The sequence below is a fragment of the Trinickia sp. NRRL B-1857 genome (assembly GCF_050470685.1).
Taxonomy (GTDB): domain Bacteria; phylum Pseudomonadota; class Gammaproteobacteria; order Burkholderiales; family Burkholderiaceae; genus Trinickia.
In genome coordinates, this window is the sequence record NZ_JBFLUK010000001.1 from 532,999 (window position 1) to 550,101 (window position 17,103).

Consider the following 17,103-nt stretch of genomic DNA (forward strand, 5'->3'; position numbering starts at 1 on the left):
GAATTCTTGCCGAAGGCCCGCCGGCAGGGCTACTATCGGCCGCAACAGCGCGTTGCGAGAGGTGCTGCTGCTGGCCGGAGCACTTCCCCTGGCCAGTCCGCGGCCTCGCGTCGTGCACCCACGGTTGATCGCTCCATGAGATCTTGGCTTGTCATTCTTGTCGTGCTGTTCTTGGCCGCGTGCTCGAGCGCGCCGCCGAGGGCCGTGCGCTCGAGCGGCGCGACATTGGGCGAAAACACGTGGCGGACCATGCCGCCCGGCTTCCCGCGCTTCGTCGATCACAGTACCGGCCGCGAGGAAATCTCGATCGAGGCAATGAGCCTCATCGGCATCCCGTATCGTTGGGGCGGCAATACGCCCGACAGCGGGTTCGATTGCAGCGGTCTCGTGAGGTATGTCGTCGCGCGCGCCGCCGAGGTCGATTTGCCGCGAACGACGGCCGATATGAGTCATCGAGGGGAAACGATCGAGCCCGATGAAATCGCACCGGGCGATTTGATCTTTTTCAACACGACAGGCCGAGCCCACTCGCATGTGGGAATCTACGTCGGGAAGCTGCGCTTCGTGAATGCGCCTTCGACCGGCGGCACCGTGCGGCTCGACTATCTGACCAATCCCTACTGGGCCAAACACTTCGACGGCATCCGGCGCGTCGCCGCGCCGCTCAAGCCCAACTCGCCGTTCGATGCGCCGACCGAACTCGCGGCGCCGCGCATGCCGGCGAAACCGGATTCGCCGGCTGCGCAACCAAGACAATCGGCCGTTGCGGCCGTAGGCACGGGCACGGCGACGACAAACGCATTACCGGTTGCCGCGGCGCAGATGCCCGAACAGCCGGCCGCATCGACGGCGCCGGCGCCAACCGTCGCACCGGCGCCCGCCGTCGCATCGACGGCGCCTGCTCCGGTGCCCGCCCCGCCCGCCCCGGCTACCGCCGCGGATGGCGAAGACGCGATCGCGGCCGCAGCCGACGCCTTCGAGCCGCCTCCGCCGGTCGCTCGTCAGGCGGCGCAGCAGGCCCGTCGAGCCGGCGCCGTATCAGTACACCCTATGCCCGCGGAATCGAACGTGCAGGTCATGCGCGCTTCGACGATGCCAAGCGGCGAACGTGCGCCGACTTCGACCAGCGACGACCCGATTGCCCGGTTCGCCAACAACGGCGATTGATCCGCGCGGCTTCCCAAAATGAAAAAAGCGATGCTAGGGCCGCAAGCCCAAGCATCGCTCTTGCACGAGCGTGTCAAGCGACCCATCGTTCCGGGCCGCACCTCGCCTTCGATTCTTCGATTACAGGAACCGGTGTCCGAGCCACCAAGCGGCCGCGGACAGGAGCGCCGAGGCCGGGATCGTTAGAACCCATGCCCAGACGATGCTACCGGCTACGCCCCAACGCACGGCCGATAGCTTGCGCGTCGCGCCCACGCCGACGATGGCGCCCGTGATCGTGTGCGTCGTCGAGACGGGCACGCCGATCGCCGATGCCAGGAACAGCGTGATCGCACCACCCGCTTCGGCGCAAAAACCGCCGACCGGTTTGAGCTTCGTGATCTTTTGCCCCATCGTGCGCACGATCCGCCAGCCGCCGAAGAGCGTGCCGAGACCCATCGACAGATAACATGCGCCGATCACCCATACCGGCGGCGCGGAGGCGGTAGCCGATGCGTAACCGGTGGCGATCAACAGCATCCAAATGATGCCGATCGTCTTTTGCGCATCGTTCCCGCCGTGCCCGAGGCTATACAGACCGGCCGAAATGAATTGCAAACGCCGGAAGCGCCGATCGACTTTGCTTGGCGGCGTTCGGAAGTAGATCCACGACACGGCGGTCATGAAGAACGAGCCCAGCACGAAACCAAGCAGCGGCGAGATGAAAATGAATGCGACGGTCTTCAAGATGCCGTCGATGTTCAACGCCCACCAGCCCGATTTGGCCAGCGCAGCACCCACAAGCCCGCCGATCAGCGCATGCGAGGAGCTCGCCGGGATGCCGAAGCGCCAGGTCAGGATGTTCCAAACGATCGCGCCGGCCAAGGCGCCGAAAATGACATAGTGGTCGACGATCTTCGGATCGATCGTGCCCTTGCCGACCGTCTGCGCGACCTTGAGGTGGAAGATGAAATAAGCGATGACGTTGCAGGCCGCGGCAAACGCGACGGCCTGTTGCGGCTTGAGCACACCCGTCGACACGACGGTCGCGATCGAGTTGGCCGCGTCGTGAAAGCCGTTCATGAAATCGAAGGCCAGCGCGACGATGATCAACGTCGCGAGACCCCATGTGGCGATCTGAATCGATTGCATCGGTATCGTCCGCCCGCGTTACGCGTTTTCCAACACGATGCCTTCGATGATGTTCGCCACATCTTCGCACTTGTCCGTGATCGATTCGAGCAACTCGTACACGGCCTTGAGCTTGATGAGCGTCTTGACGTTGTCTTCCTCGCGGAACAGCTTCGACATCGCCGCGCGCAGGACCCGATCGGCCTCCGATTCGAGACGATCGATTTCCTCGCAGGCGCTGAGGATCTGACGCGCCTGGCTCATGTCCGACAGCATGTTCACGGCGTTTTGGACGTGCTTGGCCGTTTGCGTGCAGATGTGCGCCAACTGGCTCGCCTCCGACGTCATGACCTGCACGTCGTAGAGCGACACGGCCGTCGCGACGTCCTCCATCAAATCGAGGATGTCGTCCATCGTCGTGATGAGCTTATGAATCTCGTCGCGGTCGAGCGGCGTGATGAAAGTCTTGTGCAGCAGGTCGATCGTCTCGTGCGTCAGTTTGTCTGCCGCCTTTTCGCTGGCCTGCACGCGCTGCTTGTGGACTTCGGCTTCGCTGAGGTTGTCGACGAGTCGTTCGAGCTCCTCGCTCGCAGAAACGATGCACTTCGCGTGCTCGTTGAAAATTTCAAAGAACTTGCCCTCGGTGGGCATGAATCGACCGAACATAGGATTAACTAAAACCGCTTAAAATCAATCAGTTATGAGCGCGACACCTACCGCTTCGACGCTTTTTGCGCCTCATACGCATTTCGACTTTGGCCGTTCGCCCGTAGATATCGCGACTTCCCGGGCGACCTCGCACGGCGGCTGTAGGTGACAAATTTGTGACGGCGCACAGTGTACCGGAAAGCGACCTGCCCCCGGTCACCATCGCAACCGGCGTGCCCCTGTCCGTGGCGGCGGCGCAACCGCCACCGTTTCAGCAAGGGCGGCCCCACCGTCACAAAAAAACTGCCGAATTTCGCGTGCCCCAGCAAATGGAGTTCGTTGAACGGATTTGTTCAGCAACGTCTCGGGCCGTCGATAGCCCGAAAGATTTTGGCCGCATGCAGCGACTACAGATGGATCAAAGGAAACGAAAATGGTAAAGGAACCAGCCCGCTTGAGCCGCGCAGACTTTATCACCGGGCTCGTGCCGAAACGCAAACCGGTCGGCAAGGTCAGACGCGAACACGACAGCGCCAAAGGCGGCAATCGCATTTTGCGCCCCGTTGAAGTCGAGGAACGCTCGGGTATCAGCCGCGCGAAGGTTTACCAATTGATAGCGCAGGACGAGAATTTTCCGGCTCGCAAAAAGCTCAGTGCGCGCGTGGTCGGGTGGATAGAGTCAGAAATTGACGATTACATCGCGTCGCTGCCCGATGCGTCATAACCGCTCCGGGAAAAACTGCGCCGCCGAGATGTAACGGAGGCGCAGTTTTTGAGCAGCCCAAGAATTTATTCGGTGCACGCACCGAATTCTCGGATCGGATAAAAGCCCGTTGCGATGGCTCGGGCGTCCCTCTCGACCATCGCGTCGTGAACGAATTTCCGTTTCGCGATTCGCTTGCCAAACGCCTATACGCGGCCTTGGTCGTGCCGAGGCCGCTGGATGAGGTAGATTTCAAGCTCGATGACGAACTCGCCCGGAAAGTTGGCAGTGTCATTTTCGGTTTGCTGGCCGTCCATCAACAGGGACTAAAGCAGCACATTAGCATGACATCCAATGTCGAAGCGGTAAAAAACTCGAAACCACCGACCTATTGACAGTGCAAAAATAAACCGGGCAATGAACCGGTTTTCACCTGCTACGTGAAGTAGCGACATTTTTCATCATCGTGAGCAGCATCTTCGTGAAAGACGGCTTTTGGATATTCAGCGCGACGTGTCCATTTTTCAACTGAACGGAATTCGTCCTGTCCACCTGAACTGGTTGACCGTTCATCATCACAAAGCCATCTTTCACGCCCTTGGCGGTAATGCTGAACACGCCATTATCATTAATGGTATCCGGTTCTTCTTGATGGAATTCCACCCCTTTAGATGCGGTGGATAGCTGCTCCTGCTTAACAGCAAACGTCCCGAATTCTGCCGCAAGCGAATTCGTATTATCAGCAGTTGCATCGCGCGTTGCATACTTTTCCAGAAACTGGAAATTCATAATGTGATTCTGACCGTAGCCGGGGTCTAAAATGTAATTCAAGAACCCTTGGTCTAGCTTTGTGTTACTACTGTTGCTTTGAATCGCCTTTGCCGACGCCGCATCTTCATCACTGAAATAGAAGGTAAGGCGATGGCCCTCATTATCGTATCGCGGCGTATCATTCCAGTTCGACACAGGCGTGCCTTCGGTTTGCCGGTAATATGCAAGCTGAAACGCCACGTAGTCCACATAACGTGGATCCGCCCCCGTCTGCTGTGCATACGCGTACATACCCGACAGTGCGCTGCGATCATCAGCAGTGAGCCACATGACAGGATTTGCGCCGACGTTCGCTTGTGACATTCCGACTAGCGGCGTTGCCGGAACCGCCTGTTCCGAGCCGTACAATCGCGAAAGCATAATCGCTTCGCCGCTAAGACTTACACTATCCGTCTGCGCCGGTTGCGTCGAAGCAGAGGCATATGCAGCAGTCGAGCCAGCCGCATCATTTGTCGTCGGCGTTACGGCCGATTTGACTGTAGCAGCGTTGGCGGTGGTACCGTTGGTCGCCATCGAAAGGTTCGAACTGATTTCCATAAGAGGCCCCATTTCATCAAATCAACGGCCCCGCGTGAGAAAGCAACGCGGGGCGCAGACTCATCAATACGAGTAGTTGTAAGTCACCGTTTCGGTACCTACCGGGTTCAGCCTTGCATGAGGCGATCCGGTCATGTTATGCATAATTCGAACCGACGCGCCTTGGCCAAAGAAATAATTGTTGAAAGCAGCGATATTGTTGTTCGTTCCGGCGGCGAGATTGTAGACACACTGTGCAGGTTGCGTCGTGTAAGGCGCAAAGTAGCAGACGGAAACAGCATCGCTCGTTGCGCCGACATAAGACGTAATCTGAACGTTCAAGCCGGTCAGCGTCTTTGTTGCACCGAGTTGCGAGCCCGGAAAATCAGGTCCGGTCAACGAGAAAAATTCCCCGTCCGACCCACCGGTACTGACCTTGCCCCTGTTTCGCGAATCCCATAGCTGAGAGCTTTATGCGGCTCGCCCCTGCTGAGCGGCGAACCAGTTTTTCTCGAACGTCATGGGGCTGACGTAGTCGAGCGTCGAGTGTAGCCGGCGCGAATTATAAAAGCCAAGCCAGTCGACGATTTCATCCATTGCAGCACGCCGCGTCACGAAGTGCCGACCATGCAGGCGTGCGACTTTCAGCGAACCCCATAGGCTTTCGGTTGGCGCATTATCCCAACAGTCGCCACGCCGGCTCATTGAGGAACGCATACCGTACGCTCTTAGCGAGTCCTGGAAGAGCCCGCTGCAATACTGACTGCCCCTGTCGCTATGGACGATGACGCCAGCGTCTGGGCGGCGCCGGAACCACGCCATACGCAGCGCGTCGGTGACCAGTTCTGCTTTCATGTGTGACTGCATCGACCAGCCCACCACCTGTCTGCTGAACAGGTCGATGATGACCGCCAGATAAACCCAGCCTTCGGCCGTCGCACAGTACGTGATGTCGCTTGTCCAGACCTGATTCGGCGCCGTCGCCGTAAAGTTGCGCGCCAACAAGTTCGGCGCCACCGGCAGGTTGTGGTTCGAGTTCGTCGTCGCGATGTATTTGCGCTTGTGCCGGGCCCGGATACCATGCTGTGCCATCAGTTTGCGTACACGCTCCTTGCCAACGCGAACGCCGCGTGCAACCAGCTCTTTCCACATGCGCGGCCAGCCGTACTCGCCTTTGACCTCTGCGTGAATCGCCTTGATATGCGCCAGCAGCGCATCGTCGCTTACGCGGCTTCGGCGGGGCTTGTCCTGCGCGGTACGTTGCCGCCGCTGATGAAAGCCGCTAGGGCTCACATCGAGCACCTCGCACAGCACCGAAATCGGCCAGTGATGGCGATTGCGCTCGATGAACGCGTACTTCACGTCGACTCCTTCGCGAAGTACGCGCACGCTTTTTTTAAAATATCGCGCTCCATCTTTAAGCGTGCAACTTCGGCGCGCAGCCTCGACAGTTCCATCTGCTCCGGGCTCACCGGCTTTGTGCCGGCCCCGCCAAGCTTGCCTTCCTGCTCAGCCTTCAGCCAGTTGGAAATCGACTGCGCCGGTAAATCCAGCGTCGCGGCGACCGCCGCAACGCTCTGACCGGCCTTGACCAGCCGAACCGCTTCCAGCTTGAATTCGAGCGTGTAGCGCGCCCGCGTCGTCTTGTTCATCTTCTTGACTCTCCTTGCTTGAGTTTAAACGCTCAGCAAGGGATTCGTTTTGCGGGGGCAAGCTCAGTACCGTTCGAATAAATGAGGACGCTCGAAGGCGTCGTTGTTTTCGTGATCGCACCGGTAGTTTGCGCGTGAGCGCCAACAAAAGCGGAAGACAGCACTGCGGCCAACAGCAATTTCTTCGTGATCTGTCGTTTCATAGTTTTTCTCATATGTTGAACAAAAGCCCGAGCGCAACGCCTGAGCTCGGGCCGACGAACCGGATACCTATTCATCAGACGAATTATCGGCACGGGGTCAGAAAAACTTTAGGGACCCGAAAAGATTATTTGCTTTGCATCTTCCGCTAATGGTGCGTCGAGCCCGGCGCTCAGAAACGAAAAACCGGTCATCGAGCCGCTTTCGTTTTACTACCGTTCACGCGACGAATCTGTTACGCAGCTTCCACCAGCATGAAATATTGGCCCGATCGGAAGTGGAGATTTCAGATTTTCGCGACCCTGAACCTCGCTGCACGGTCGTGCAATAAAAAACCCAGCCAATCAATTGATTTAGCTGGGTTTTCGGCACTTCACGGGACGTTGGCGAACGCCCCCGAACTCGCGCTTACATATTCTCGATCAAAATCTACGGATCGCCAATAAGCTGTTGATTCATAACGATCTACATGGCGGCGGTATGCTCGTTCCCCGTCAATTTCCCCGTCACGAAAAAATCCAAACGCCGAACGCGCGCGAAAGGCGAACGAACCCCGACCGTCGCGGAATTCAACATGACGCCGTTGCGAACGAATCGCCGCCCAACACTGCCGGCGAACCCTGCACTCAACCGATGGGATAGAAACGTGTCGCAATGGCGCGCGCGTCCGTCTCGACCATAGCATCGTGGACGAATTTCCGTTTTGCCACGTAGCGCATGCAGCGGAGTCCTGATTCGTCGTACGCCATCAATTGCGCCAGCCAGTCTTCGCCAAAATCGATGTAGACCGGGCATGTGGCATCGAGCCACGTGCGGCGCGGTCGAACCCAATCGTATTGATGATGCCCGCTATACGTCGCGTTCAATTGACTCTCAACTCTGCGTATCGGGTGAATCTCGTGCAAGCCGTCGCCAAGGTCGGCCTTAGTCGCCTTAGGGTTATAGGTCAGGCATTGCGATAGACGAAAGAATGCTCCCTCCGAATCGCGCGTCGCCTTTACCCAAACAAGATCGCGGGCAACCTCCGATGCCGGATCCGGCAGAGCGTGGCAAATATCGAAGTTCCGCCGAAATCCACGCCCGTCGATGATCCACACAAGGTTGCCGTAGAACGCTTCACGCGACACACGTTCGGCATCGGTAATTGCCGAATGTTGCACCTCGACGACGATACCTGTCGGAGTTTTGATATCGGCCCGATGAATTTCACCGTCAGGGGCGACGTGTGAGATTTCGCGGCAGTCAGCAGGAAACAGTTTTTTCCATTCGCGGTGCCACGGCGTTTCGTTCTCCCACCACGGGTCGCAGTCGCGGCGGCTGGCGTGCGCCCAATGGTGCATCACGCGGGGACCGCATTTCGCAATGGCGGCTGCACCGCACGTAGGGCAAGAGCCGTGACCACCTGGAAACGCCTCGCGGCGCTGATCTTCAACGATGGCGAACTGCACCTATCATCCCTCGTTGGCGTTTTTTAGATATCCGCGTAGGACGGCAGCAAGTCCTGATCGACCAAGCGAATTTCGATGCGGTTCGCAACCTCCACATGCTCCGAGTTATCGGCCAAAAATACGGCATCCGTGACGCTCACGATGATCGTTCCGATTTGTTTTCTACTCGTTTCCGGTACAGGAATCAGCGCGCGAGCCTCGGGCACCTGCTGCACTGTGATGACCTTCGGGATGTACAGCATCCAGCGGACACCGGGCTTTTCGTCGAACACATGTTTCTCGGAATACGCTCTTGGCCCGACCAACACATAGACGGGGTTGTGGACTCGGGCGACCGCAGAAACTACGCCCTCCATCGCAGCGAAGTCGGCAAGTTATTGCGCCGGTTCTGTCTTCTCCCGCAGGTCAATCTCCCCCGTAGGAAGAAGCGTTTCAATTATTGGCTAGTAAGGCTGCTGGCTATGCATTTTTTCATAGCGCTTGGACTGGTGGCGCATGATTGTATGTAGTTTTTGCATTCCTCCAACGAGCCGAACATCCCAATAGATGCTGACGAGTCCGTCGTAGTCGGATGGTCGAGAACTATGCTCTTTACTGCGGCACATGCACCAGCAAGGTTGCTAGGGTTGACCGCTGCACCAGCTAAAGAGACCGACTCCAAGACTGATCCGCCAGCCAATATGTATTTGCTATTAATCTTCCCGTCGGACAAGATGTAGAACTTCGGTTCCGCTTGAGCATCAGTAACCGAAAATGAACCCGTGCCGTCATAGGTGATTGATGCCAAATCGGTGTTCATCACCTTTGCGTCAGCACCAAACTTCATACCATCCGTATTGGAAACCGTATATTTCGCAGAAATGTAGCCGCGAATGATGGACACCTTCGCACCGTCCACCGCCGTAAGGCACGCCGGATTTTTAAGAATCGACATAGTTGCTGATTCAGATAGTATCTGGGTTGATATGTCCGAAATATCCGCACGCAAAGAGGGGCCTGTGCTAAGGGAAATATTCAACGCCTGTAGCTGCGGTATCGCATGAGTAAGCAAGTCACCGGGGTCGGCAGAAATCCTGACTGCCCTGTTCGCAGTAAAGCTCGGTATGATCGGCCCAAGATCCGGCAGAGGCAAATCAGCATGGTTATATAAACAAGTATTGGAAATCTCGGTATTGGAATCATCGCCGCGTAGCACTGTCCCTATTGGAAAAGCAATCTTGACCGCTGCGACACGCATGTTGTTTGGCCGTCCGATATCGGTGTTTAGCCAATTGGCTAGGGTGCTTTGATAGGCGGACCACCCGTTGAGTTGAGCACCGATCGGGCTGACCTGTTCTTTATTCGGCGTGCAGAGCAAACAGCATCCGGACATCAGTTCACACGCAGCCAGCAGAGCTGCCATCCCCGTTTTCATAGCTCACTCCATCTGACTCTTCAATACACGAGCCCTTGTGTAGTTATAGACGGCTTGAATGAAATTTTCTACCCTCGTTGTGTTGTTGCGGCCAAGTTAGCATCCATCGGCAGCGCTATTGAGATAGTGCGCCACTGCCCGCTCGATCTGCTTCACATCGCCGTCAACGGTGTTTTCCAACCCAGGTCCCGGGAGGCTGACTTTTTGGCGAAGATACCGCCACAAGTGCAGCGCGTCAGATTCTCCGGTATGTCGCTGCGCGATAGATCGTCTGATTACGTCATCGCCAAGTCGGCACTTCAATAGGCGCAAAGTGCGTTCGGTACAGGAATATTCGTTCGAAAGCCCCGGCGTAGACCGTCGCCCCTCCCGGCCAAGAAATGTCTTGATCGGATGCCGGGTTCCACAAGTTCACAACCATCAACAACCAATACGCGTCGCACGCAAGGTACTTCTTCGCCTGCTCCGTCTTCTCCGCAATGTTTTTTTCGATGCGCGGCAACGCGAGCGAAGGCACGGCGTAGCTTTGCGTTATGCGCCATTTGGCGTCGGGATACTCATGACCGTTCCAGTAAACCCATTGGAGTTCGGGTATGTGTTCGAAGGCGTAGTCGGGAATGGCGTCAGACGGCCCATGCTCGACGCTCCGTCCGAGTTCCGCGATGGCCTTGGCAAGCGTCTCAACCCTGCGTATCGGCTTCTCGAAATTAAACGCGAAATGAAGTTCTATCGGGCGACCGCTTGCGGCGCTATATAGCGCTTGCGCCTGCTTCGCTACAGCGTCGCGGTACAGTTTCTGCGCTTGTTCGCTGTCGGGATTGTCCCCGTCTTCGGGGTACAGGTCTGTAATTTCGATGCCAATCTTTCGCGGCCCGTCGATCACCACGTCCGGCATGTCACCGTACGCGATGGAACTTTCCGGTAGCTCGAAGTCACGCGCGAACATTTCGAAGACCGCTCTTTCCTGCGCCTGTTTCCTGTCGTTCTTTGTAGATCGGCCCATGGCATCCGTCGCTCTGCGTTCGATACGACATACTAGCTTACTCACGCCACTAGGCGCCCTTGCGAAGTGGACTTCCCACGCTGGCCGGATAACATGTACCCTCGCATGAACGGCCATTTCTCAATAGCCGGGCCTAGCGAACAACAACCACGACGCAACTGACCGACTCAGCCGGGGATACTGTGAAATCAAAGGACGGAACAAAAGCCGCAACGAAGGCTACGAACAAGGGTGCATCCAAGCGCATCACGTTGGAAAGAGCCATGTATCAGGATGCGCAATGGGTCATTCACTACGGCGAATTGCAGGAAGCCAAGCTGCGACGTGGCCGTCCTCCCACCGCAGCCAGTACGGAACACCTCTTCCGTATTGTCGGTGAGAAATTGCCTTTTGACGCTTTAGACGACGTTCGCCGACATTTGAAGGACCAAGGGCATTCGACGAACGGCGTATACATCGCTCACGACTCTATGGGTTGCCCTCGGTACATAGGGCGCGGGAACATCTTTCAAAGGCTCGCTGCCCGAAAGAAACGGAATCAGCTAGAGCTAGCGTACTTTTCATTCTACGTAGTTGCAGCGAAAAAGCACGAACGAGAAATCGAGACTCTGCTTATTCGCGCAGCCAGCTTCTTACTCGAATTTAACAACAAGAAAAGACGTGTCGGGATATTGCCCGGAGCCGTAGGAGACTACGAAGCAGGCACCATCTTCTACCAACGGCAATATACTAGAGGCGCACGCCCCTAATTTCAGGCCCCTCCCTTTCAGAGCGAACCTTGACGCTAGAACCCGGTTCGATCGTCTGCAAAATCACTGCGGCCTCAGAATTGGTATGCTCGCAGGTGACATCTCATGACCGATCGGTATTGTCGGCACTTCATCACTGGCAGGACTTGCTCGGCGCGTTCCTGGGAGCCGTGATAGGCATCGTTGGCGCGCTGATCGTCGCGAGCGCTACCAAGCGACGCAGCCGGAATATCGCGGCGCTCCTGCTGCTTCCCGATTTGAAGTCCTACATGTCCATCACCGCCGTCGCCACCATCCCCACCACTACCACCATCACCGCCGTCGCCACCATCCCCACCGCCATCGCCAACGCCGCCCAGAAGAGAGCCGGCATCGCCTACCATGGTGCCGCTGACCTCGACGCCGTTCGCGGCCACAACCGCCCATCCAAGCGAACCGCCCTGCGAATTGTCGAGCAACTCTTTATATCCGCCATACGTGCCTTTTGAGTCGTAAAGGAACTGGAAGGTCGCAATATCAGCACTATGCTACACACAATCACAACTAATTTAACGACAATTGATGAAAATCAATCCGCAAAAACGTCGATTTTGTATGCAAATCCTTTCATTTTTTTGCAACGCACGAAAAAGTGACCGGGAAATCATCGTGATTCCTCTAAGTGATTTAGCATAGCGGCACGGCCGATTGAACACACCCAAAACGTTGCTGAGCACATCGCCCTCCAGCGCTTGCCATCGATCTAGATCCTGTGCGCCGTCTTGATCCACGTGCGCGAACGAAGACGGGTTGAAGGCCAAGACGGCGCCCAAGTACCTAGCTCTCGCGATCCTCGCTTACTTAAATTAAACAAACGAAGAAATCCACCCATTAATCTATCTGGAATTTATCAATATGAAGAAAATTACTTTCCAAACATCCTTCTCCCTTCAAAACTCAGCAACTCACTAACGCATCTCCCCTCGCATTTGAGTTAGGCTGTTTCGCATTATCACCAAAGATGGAGAGTACATATGTTTCCGACACGCGCACGCTTTCGCTTACAGTTTGTAGCTGTCGCTGTGGCCAGCGTGTTAGGAGGAATAGCCGAACCTGTCACTGCGATGTAAGCACCCGGCAAAGTCGCCTTGAAGCTCGAGTGTTCTGACGCGAGCATCGTGTCCATTAACAACTTTTAATGGACAGGTGTACACGATGGAAGAACTCGTAGCGAATCGCGAAGTCGCAGTGCAGCCGGTGCGGCGCCGCCGGCATAGCAAAGAATTCAAGGCGGAAGTGATGCGCGCGGCGATGCAGCCGCACGTGTCAATCGCGGCGGTGGCGCTGCACTATCGTCTCAATGCCAATTTGGTTCGCACATGGATCACCCGGCAAGCCAAGCGGCACGGGGCTACACAGGCCAGTCATTCAACTAATGTGTCACCCGCGGAATTTGTTCCGCTACAACTCGCGGCGCCGCCGAGCGTTGCGCCGGCGCCGGGCGCAATCGAGGTGGAAGTGCGCCGTGGAGCGACGGTGGTCACGGTGCGTTGGCCATTGTCGGCCGCCAGCGACTGCGCTGCGTGGTTGCAAGGTTGGCTGCGGTGATTCGCATCGAGGCGATTTGGCTGGCGACCGAACCGCTGGATATGCGCGCCGGCACCGAGACGATCCTCGCACGTGTCGTCAAGGTCTTCGGCTCGGCACGCCCGCATCACGCGTACTTGTTCGCCAACAAGAACTCGACGCGCATGAAGGTGCTCGTCTATGACGGCTTGGGTATCTGGCTGGCCGCTCGGCGTCTGAACAAGGGGCGGTTCATCTGGACGAATGGGGACCTGATGATCGCCACCGCGCTCAACTCCGAGCAATTGCAGGCGCTGGTGATGGGGCTGCCCTGGCGCACGCTTGCCCACGATCACGCGATCACGGTCGTGTAATGTCCCTAAAGCCGTAAACTGGCTTGCTTCCGCGGCGCGGTGGGTTCTGGCAGACTGCCCGCATGAACCTACCCGCCAATCTCGACGCTATGAGTCCCGACGAACTGCGCACGCTGGCTGCGCAGTTGATGGCTCAGGTTGGCGAGAACGAGCGGGAGCTGCGCTACCGCCAGACGCGCATCGACCAGCTCACGCACGAGATTGCTACGCTCAGGCGCCTGCAATTCGGCAAGCGCAGCGAGCAACTGAACGTCGAGCAGATGAGCTTGCTGAACGAAGCCATCGACGCCGACCTGGCCGCGCTGGAAATCGAGCTCGAGCAGTTGAAGTCGAAGCCGCCCGAGGACAAGCAGCGCCAGCAGCCCAAGCGTGCGCCGTTGCCAGCACGCTTGCCGCGCACCGACATCCACCATGAACCCGACGACATCACGTGCGCCTGCGGTTGCCAGCGCGTGCGTATCGGCGAGGACATCAGCGAGAAGCTGGACTATACGCCGGGCGTGTTCACGGTCGAACGTCACATCCGCGGTAAATGGGCCTGCAAGGCATGCGAGACGCTGATTCAGGCACCCGTTGCGCCCCATGTGATCGACAAGGGCATTGCCACCGTCGGGTTGCTCGCCCAGGTGTTGGTCGCGAAGTACGGCGATCACTTACCGTTGTACCGTCAAGAACGCATCTTTGAACGCGCGGGTCTTGCCATCCCCCAGTCAACGCTGGGCGAGTGGGTTGGCGTTTGCGGTGTGCGATTGCAGCCGCTGGTCGACGCGCTTCGGGAGGTGCTTCTCCAGCACGACGTGCTGCACGCCGACGAGACGCCGGTGCAAATGCTCGTTCCCGGCAAAGGAAAGACACAGCGCGCGTATGTATGGGCATACGCCACGACGCAGTTCACCGACGTGCGCGCCGTCGTCTACGAGTTCGCCGATAGCCGCGCGGGCGAACATGCTCGCAAGTTCCTCGGCAACTGGCGCGGCAAGCTTGTATGTGACGATCACAGCGGCTACAAAGCCGGATTCGAGTTGGGCATCACCGAGATCGCATGTGTTGCCCATGCAAGACGCAAATTCTTTGAGCTGCACGCCAGCAACAAGAGTGCAATCGCCGAGCAGGCGCTGAAATACTACGGCGAACTTTACGCGGTCGAGCGCGATGTCGCAGAACTCACTCCCGATCACAGACGTGAAGTGCGCCAAGAACGCGCTCGGCCGATCGCCGATGCGTTACATCAATGGATGCTCGCCCAACGCAAACTCGTCTCTGAGGGATCGGCGATCGCCAGGGCACTCGACTACAGCCTCAGGCGTTGGGAGGCGTTCACGCGTTATCTGGACGACGGGCACGTGCCCATTGATAACAACTGGCTCGAGAACCAGATCCGTCCTTGGGCCATCAGTCGGTCGAACTGGTTGTTTGCCGGTTCGTTGCGCGCCGGACAACGCGCTGCGGCGATCATGAGCCTCATTCGATCCGCGCAGCTCAACGGCCACGATCCCTACGTCTATCTGAAAGACGTCCTCAATCGATTGCCCACTCATCGAGCCGACGACATCGCCGCGCTTCTACCGCATCGTTGGGTACCTGCCGCAGCTTGATCGCCAGCGCTTTGCGCCCGGGATGCCTTCACCGGGTGCTTACACTGCGATGGCGGATTCGGCGATTTGGTGCGTTGCAAACCCGAATGCGTCCACGGCTACCCTTGAGAGTGCGTTGGACTACGCGTGCGGCGCAGGGGGGAATTGCGCGCCTATCCAGGCCGGCGGTGCGTGCTACTCTCCCAACACGCTTGCCGCGCACGCCTCCTATGCGATGAACAGCTTCTTCCAGAATGGCGGGCAGAATCCGAGCTTTTGCAATTTCAATGGAGCGGCTCAGATCACGAATGTCGACCCGTCCACCCCCGGGTGCCCCTATCCTTATTGACTCGTAGGCATCAAGGCACATAAAACGAAGGCGCGGACAGCGATTGTTGTCCGCGCCTTCATTGTTGATATCGCCGAAAGACCGTCTTCGTCGCGATGCCAATGTCGACCGTTACCAGCCCACTCTGACCGTCGCGATCGTCGGGTTGGTGCCGACCAGCGACGAGCTAAAGCCACTCACGTCGTCGTACGGAAACCCATATGAGAGATTGCCGATCGCATGGGCATGCCAGAACTGAGAATAGGAATTGGTAGGCTGGGTCGTATAGAAAGCGCCGGCGCTGCTCCATAACGCGGGATTCTCCGCAACGTGCCGGTTGAGAGCCGCGCACAATTGCGCCTGGATCTGCAACTGTTTAGCGGTAGCCGCACCCGGTGCGGCGTTTCTCGCGTCATTGAGCACGCCGTTCCCAAGCAGCACCTCGCCTGTCGTCGGCATCGCATTGATGTAATACGTGCCCTGCCCATCCGTGAACTGGAACTGTCCATTGACGACATGCCCCGTAAAGGTCCCTTGGGCGTCGGTAAAGGTTAGGTTTTGCGTCGTATATTGATTCCAGATCGATTGGATGTAGCTGTCCAGATAAGTCGAGTTGGGACCGCCCGCACTGAATCCGCCGTGCCCCGGCGCAACGATGCGATACGGGGCGTGAACCAGCGATTGGAAGGCGGCGGGCACCTGCGCCTGAAACTCCTGGAACAGCGCCGCGCGCGTTTCCGTTTCGCCCACGGTCTTGTCATACCCGCCTTGGCCCTGCAACCGCAGTTGAAGCGGGAAGCCGAACTGATCGACGCGCGTCGTATTGCCGAAGAAATTCGAGCTGTTTATATCGAACTCGATGAAATCGAACGTCACGTCGATGTTCGGATCGGTCGGATTGTCGATATTCGGTCCGGTGTAGCCCGTCACTGGGTTGCCGACCGCTTGCAGATACATCGTACTGCCTAGGCTCAGGTACATACGGGCAGAGGTAATTTGTGGAATCGTGACCGAGTTGCATTGCGACAGCGGAATCGAATAATTCGCATAGCCGATGCCATTCTTCGCCTGCTCCGAATCATCGGATGCACTCATTGGAACGAGTGCGCCAGCGCAATTGACGTGGACATAGGCATTATTATTCGCCGGGTCCATACCCACTATGGTCCAGTACACCTGACTATCGGGGTACGCGCCATTGGTGCCGTTGACTAGATTGATCGTCGTTCCCGCCGCGGGAAATGACCCTTGAGGCGGACTCGATCCGCCCGCCCCCATCGTGAATTGAGCCCACGTCGTGTCGAATGCGGAGCCGTCCGCCTGCCCCACCGTGAACGCATAGTTCACGACATTCCCGGTCGGAATACCGGTTACCGAATACGCCCCATTCGTTCCCGACATCGTCATGGCGACGTTCATTTGCGGATTGTTACCGACTACATAATGCAAAATGATCCATGCACCACCCGACGCGTTGAATGCGACCGTGTTCCCGTTGACCACCGAGTAACTGCCGACCGACGATGGCGGCGGGTTCGACGCCGCTTGGGACAGGCTTGCATTAGTCAGCAAAGCGGCGAAAAGAAGTTTTAGCCAAATATTGAACAGCGACCTGAATTTCTCTCGTCTCATCTTTCTTTCTCCTGAGTGGAATCGATTGGGGATATCGATCGGGAGCTGATTAATCGCGACCTGATTCTTATGCCGCGATAATATGAAAAATACAGATACGAGGCAGTGCTTCTGATGAGCACTCGAAAAACCTGTTGGCGAGGGATATGGCCGCTGAAAATATAGTAGTATGAATGAGAGGTGTCAATGAATTTATGTATGCGCTTCG

Annotated in this window: 17 protein-coding genes and 1 pseudogene; 8 read left to right on the forward strand and 10 right to left on the reverse strand. The window is 57.3% G+C overall.

Annotation, left to right across the window (positions count from 1 at the left end):
- The first annotated feature begins 135 nt into the window (after nucleotides 1–135).
- Nucleotides 136–1,167 (forward strand): C40 family peptidase, encoded by a 1,032-nt coding sequence (locus AB1286_RS02455; RefSeq protein ID WP_430361766.1) that lies wholly within the window; start codon nucleotides 136–138, stop codon nucleotides 1,165–1,167.
- A gap of 120 nt (nucleotides 1,168–1,287) precedes the next feature.
- On the opposite strand, the gene AB1286_RS02460 is transcribed toward AB1286_RS02455, so the two are convergent.
- Entirely contained in the window at nucleotides 1,288–2,298 is a 1,011-nt protein-coding gene (locus AB1286_RS02460; protein ID WP_430361767.1) for an inorganic phosphate transporter, read from the reverse strand.
- A gap of 18 nt (nucleotides 2,299–2,316) precedes the next feature.
- Entirely contained in the window at nucleotides 2,317–2,943 is a 627-nt protein-coding gene (locus AB1286_RS02465) for a DUF47 domain-containing protein (protein ID WP_430361768.1), read from the reverse strand.
- A 436-nt stretch (nucleotides 2,944–3,379) separates the two neighbouring features.
- On the opposite strand from AB1286_RS02465, the gene AB1286_RS02470 reads away from it, so the two are divergent.
- Nucleotides 3,380–3,649, forward strand: coding sequence for a helix-turn-helix transcriptional regulator (locus AB1286_RS02470; protein WP_430361769.1), 270 nt, complete (start codon nucleotides 3,380–3,382; stop codon nucleotides 3,647–3,649).
- Nucleotides 3,650–3,795: 146 nt separating this feature from the next.
- On the forward strand, nucleotides 3,796–4,023 hold the full coding sequence (locus AB1286_RS02475) for a hypothetical protein (protein ID WP_430361770.1): 228 nt from the start codon (nucleotides 3,796–3,798) through the stop codon (nucleotides 4,021–4,023).
- Between the two features lie 34 nt (nucleotides 4,024–4,057).
- On the opposite strand, the gene AB1286_RS02480 is transcribed toward AB1286_RS02475, so the two are convergent.
- From AB1286_RS02480 to AB1286_RS02510, 7 genes and pseudogenes are all read right to left on the reverse strand, one after another.
- Entirely contained in the window at nucleotides 4,058–4,996 is a 939-nt protein-coding gene (locus tag AB1286_RS02480; RefSeq protein ID WP_430361771.1) for a hypothetical protein, read from the reverse strand.
- A 63-nt stretch (nucleotides 4,997–5,059) separates the two neighbouring features.
- Nucleotides 5,060–5,374, reverse strand: coding sequence for a hypothetical protein (locus AB1286_RS02485; protein ID WP_430361772.1), 315 nt, complete (start codon nucleotides 5,372–5,374; stop codon nucleotides 5,060–5,062).
- A 72-nt stretch (nucleotides 5,375–5,446) separates the two neighbouring features.
- Nucleotides 5,447–6,627, reverse strand: a protein-coding gene (locus AB1286_RS02490) for an IS3 family transposase (RefSeq protein WP_430361773.1) whose coding sequence is annotated in 2 segments (ribosomal slippage) — nucleotides 5,447–6,375 and nucleotides 6,375–6,627 — 1,182 coding nt in all. Because the reading frame shifts where the segments join, the coding sequence is not laid out codon by codon here.
- Nucleotides 6,628–7,454: 827 nt separating this feature from the next.
- Entirely contained in the window at nucleotides 7,455–8,276 is an 822-nt protein-coding gene (locus AB1286_RS02495; protein ID WP_430361774.1) for a competence protein CoiA, read from the reverse strand.
- A 23-nt stretch (nucleotides 8,277–8,299) separates the two neighbouring features.
- Nucleotides 8,300–8,644, reverse strand: a pseudogene (locus AB1286_RS02500) (immunity 52 family protein); the annotation flags it as partial.
- 68 nt (nucleotides 8,645–8,712) lie between these two features.
- A complete protein-coding gene (locus AB1286_RS02505) occupies nucleotides 8,713–9,690 on the reverse strand; it encodes a hypothetical protein (protein ID WP_430361775.1) in 978 nt (325 codons plus the stop codon).
- Between the two features lie 280 nt (nucleotides 9,691–9,970).
- Nucleotides 9,971–10,693, reverse strand: coding sequence for a hypothetical protein (locus AB1286_RS02510; RefSeq protein ID WP_430361776.1), 723 nt, complete (start codon nucleotides 10,691–10,693; stop codon nucleotides 9,971–9,973).
- A gap of 182 nt (nucleotides 10,694–10,875) precedes the next feature.
- On the opposite strand from AB1286_RS02510, the gene AB1286_RS02515 reads away from it, so the two are divergent.
- The 5 genes from AB1286_RS02515 to tnpC all read left to right on the forward strand — a co-directional run bounded on the left by AB1286_RS02515 (nucleotide 10,876) and on the right by tnpC (nucleotide 14,956).
- On the forward strand, nucleotides 10,876–11,442 hold the full coding sequence (locus tag AB1286_RS02515; RefSeq protein ID WP_430361777.1) for a hypothetical protein: 567 nt from the start codon (nucleotides 10,876–10,878) through the stop codon (nucleotides 11,440–11,442).
- 29 nt (nucleotides 11,443–11,471) lie between these two features.
- A complete protein-coding gene (locus AB1286_RS02520; RefSeq protein WP_430361778.1) occupies nucleotides 11,472–11,930 on the forward strand; it encodes a hypothetical protein in 459 nt (152 codons plus the stop codon).
- 706 nt (nucleotides 11,931–12,636) lie between these two features.
- Nucleotides 12,637–13,029 carry an IS66-like element accessory protein TnpA gene (gene tnpA, locus AB1286_RS02525; RefSeq protein ID WP_430361779.1) on the forward strand — a complete coding sequence of 131 codons (393 nt, stop codon included), beginning with the start codon at nucleotides 12,637–12,639 and terminating at the stop codon, nucleotides 13,027–13,029.
- Nucleotides 13,026–13,361, forward strand: a complete 336-nt coding sequence (gene tnpB / locus AB1286_RS02530) for an IS66 family insertion sequence element accessory protein TnpB (RefSeq protein WP_430361780.1) — start codon at nucleotides 13,026–13,028, stop codon at nucleotides 13,359–13,361. Before tnpA ends, tnpB begins: the two co-directional genes overlap by 4 nt.
- A gap of 62 nt (nucleotides 13,362–13,423) precedes the next feature.
- The gene (gene tnpC / locus AB1286_RS02535) at nucleotides 13,424–14,956 is read left to right on the forward strand and encodes an IS66 family transposase (protein ID WP_430361781.1); all 1,533 of its coding nucleotides are present in this window, start codon (nucleotides 13,424–13,426) and stop codon (nucleotides 14,954–14,956) included.
- A gap of 439 nt (nucleotides 14,957–15,395) precedes the next feature.
- Here tnpC and AB1286_RS02540 read toward each other — a convergent pair whose 3' ends face one another.
- Nucleotides 15,396–16,895, reverse strand: coding sequence for a glycoside hydrolase family 64 protein (locus AB1286_RS02540; protein ID WP_430361782.1), 1,500 nt, complete (start codon nucleotides 16,893–16,895; stop codon nucleotides 15,396–15,398).
- Nucleotides 16,896–17,103: the final 208 nt, after the last annotated feature.

Coding starts and splice junctions, on each gene's coding strand:
- tnpA (WP_430361779.1), top strand. CDS start 12,637: ATGGAAGAACTCGTAGCGAATCGCGAAGTCGCAGTGCAGCCGGTGCGG.
- AB1286_RS02465 (WP_430361768.1), bottom strand. CDS start 2,943: ATGTTCGGTCGATTCATGCCCACCGAGGGCAAGTTCTTTGAAATTTTC.
- AB1286_RS02455 (WP_430361766.1), top strand. CDS start 136: ATGAGATCTTGGCTTGTCATTCTTGTCGTGCTGTTCTTGGCCGCGTGC.
- AB1286_RS02460 (WP_430361767.1), bottom strand. CDS start 2,298: ATGCAATCGATTCAGATCGCCACATGGGGTCTCGCGACGTTGATCATC.
- tnpC (WP_430361781.1), top strand. CDS start 13,424: ATGAACCTACCCGCCAATCTCGACGCTATGAGTCCCGACGAACTGCGC.
- AB1286_RS02480 (WP_430361771.1), bottom strand. CDS start 4,996: ATGGAAATCAGTTCGAACCTTTCGATGGCGACCAACGGTACCACCGCC.
- AB1286_RS02505 (WP_430361775.1), bottom strand. CDS start 9,690: ATGAAAACGGGGATGGCAGCTCTGCTGGCTGCGTGTGAACTGATGTCC.
- AB1286_RS02510 (WP_430361776.1), bottom strand. CDS start 10,693: ATGGGCCGATCTACAAAGAACGACAGGAAACAGGCGCAGGAAAGAGCG.
- AB1286_RS02540 (WP_430361782.1), bottom strand. CDS start 16,895: ATGAGACGAGAGAAATTCAGGTCGCTGTTCAATATTTGGCTAAAACTT.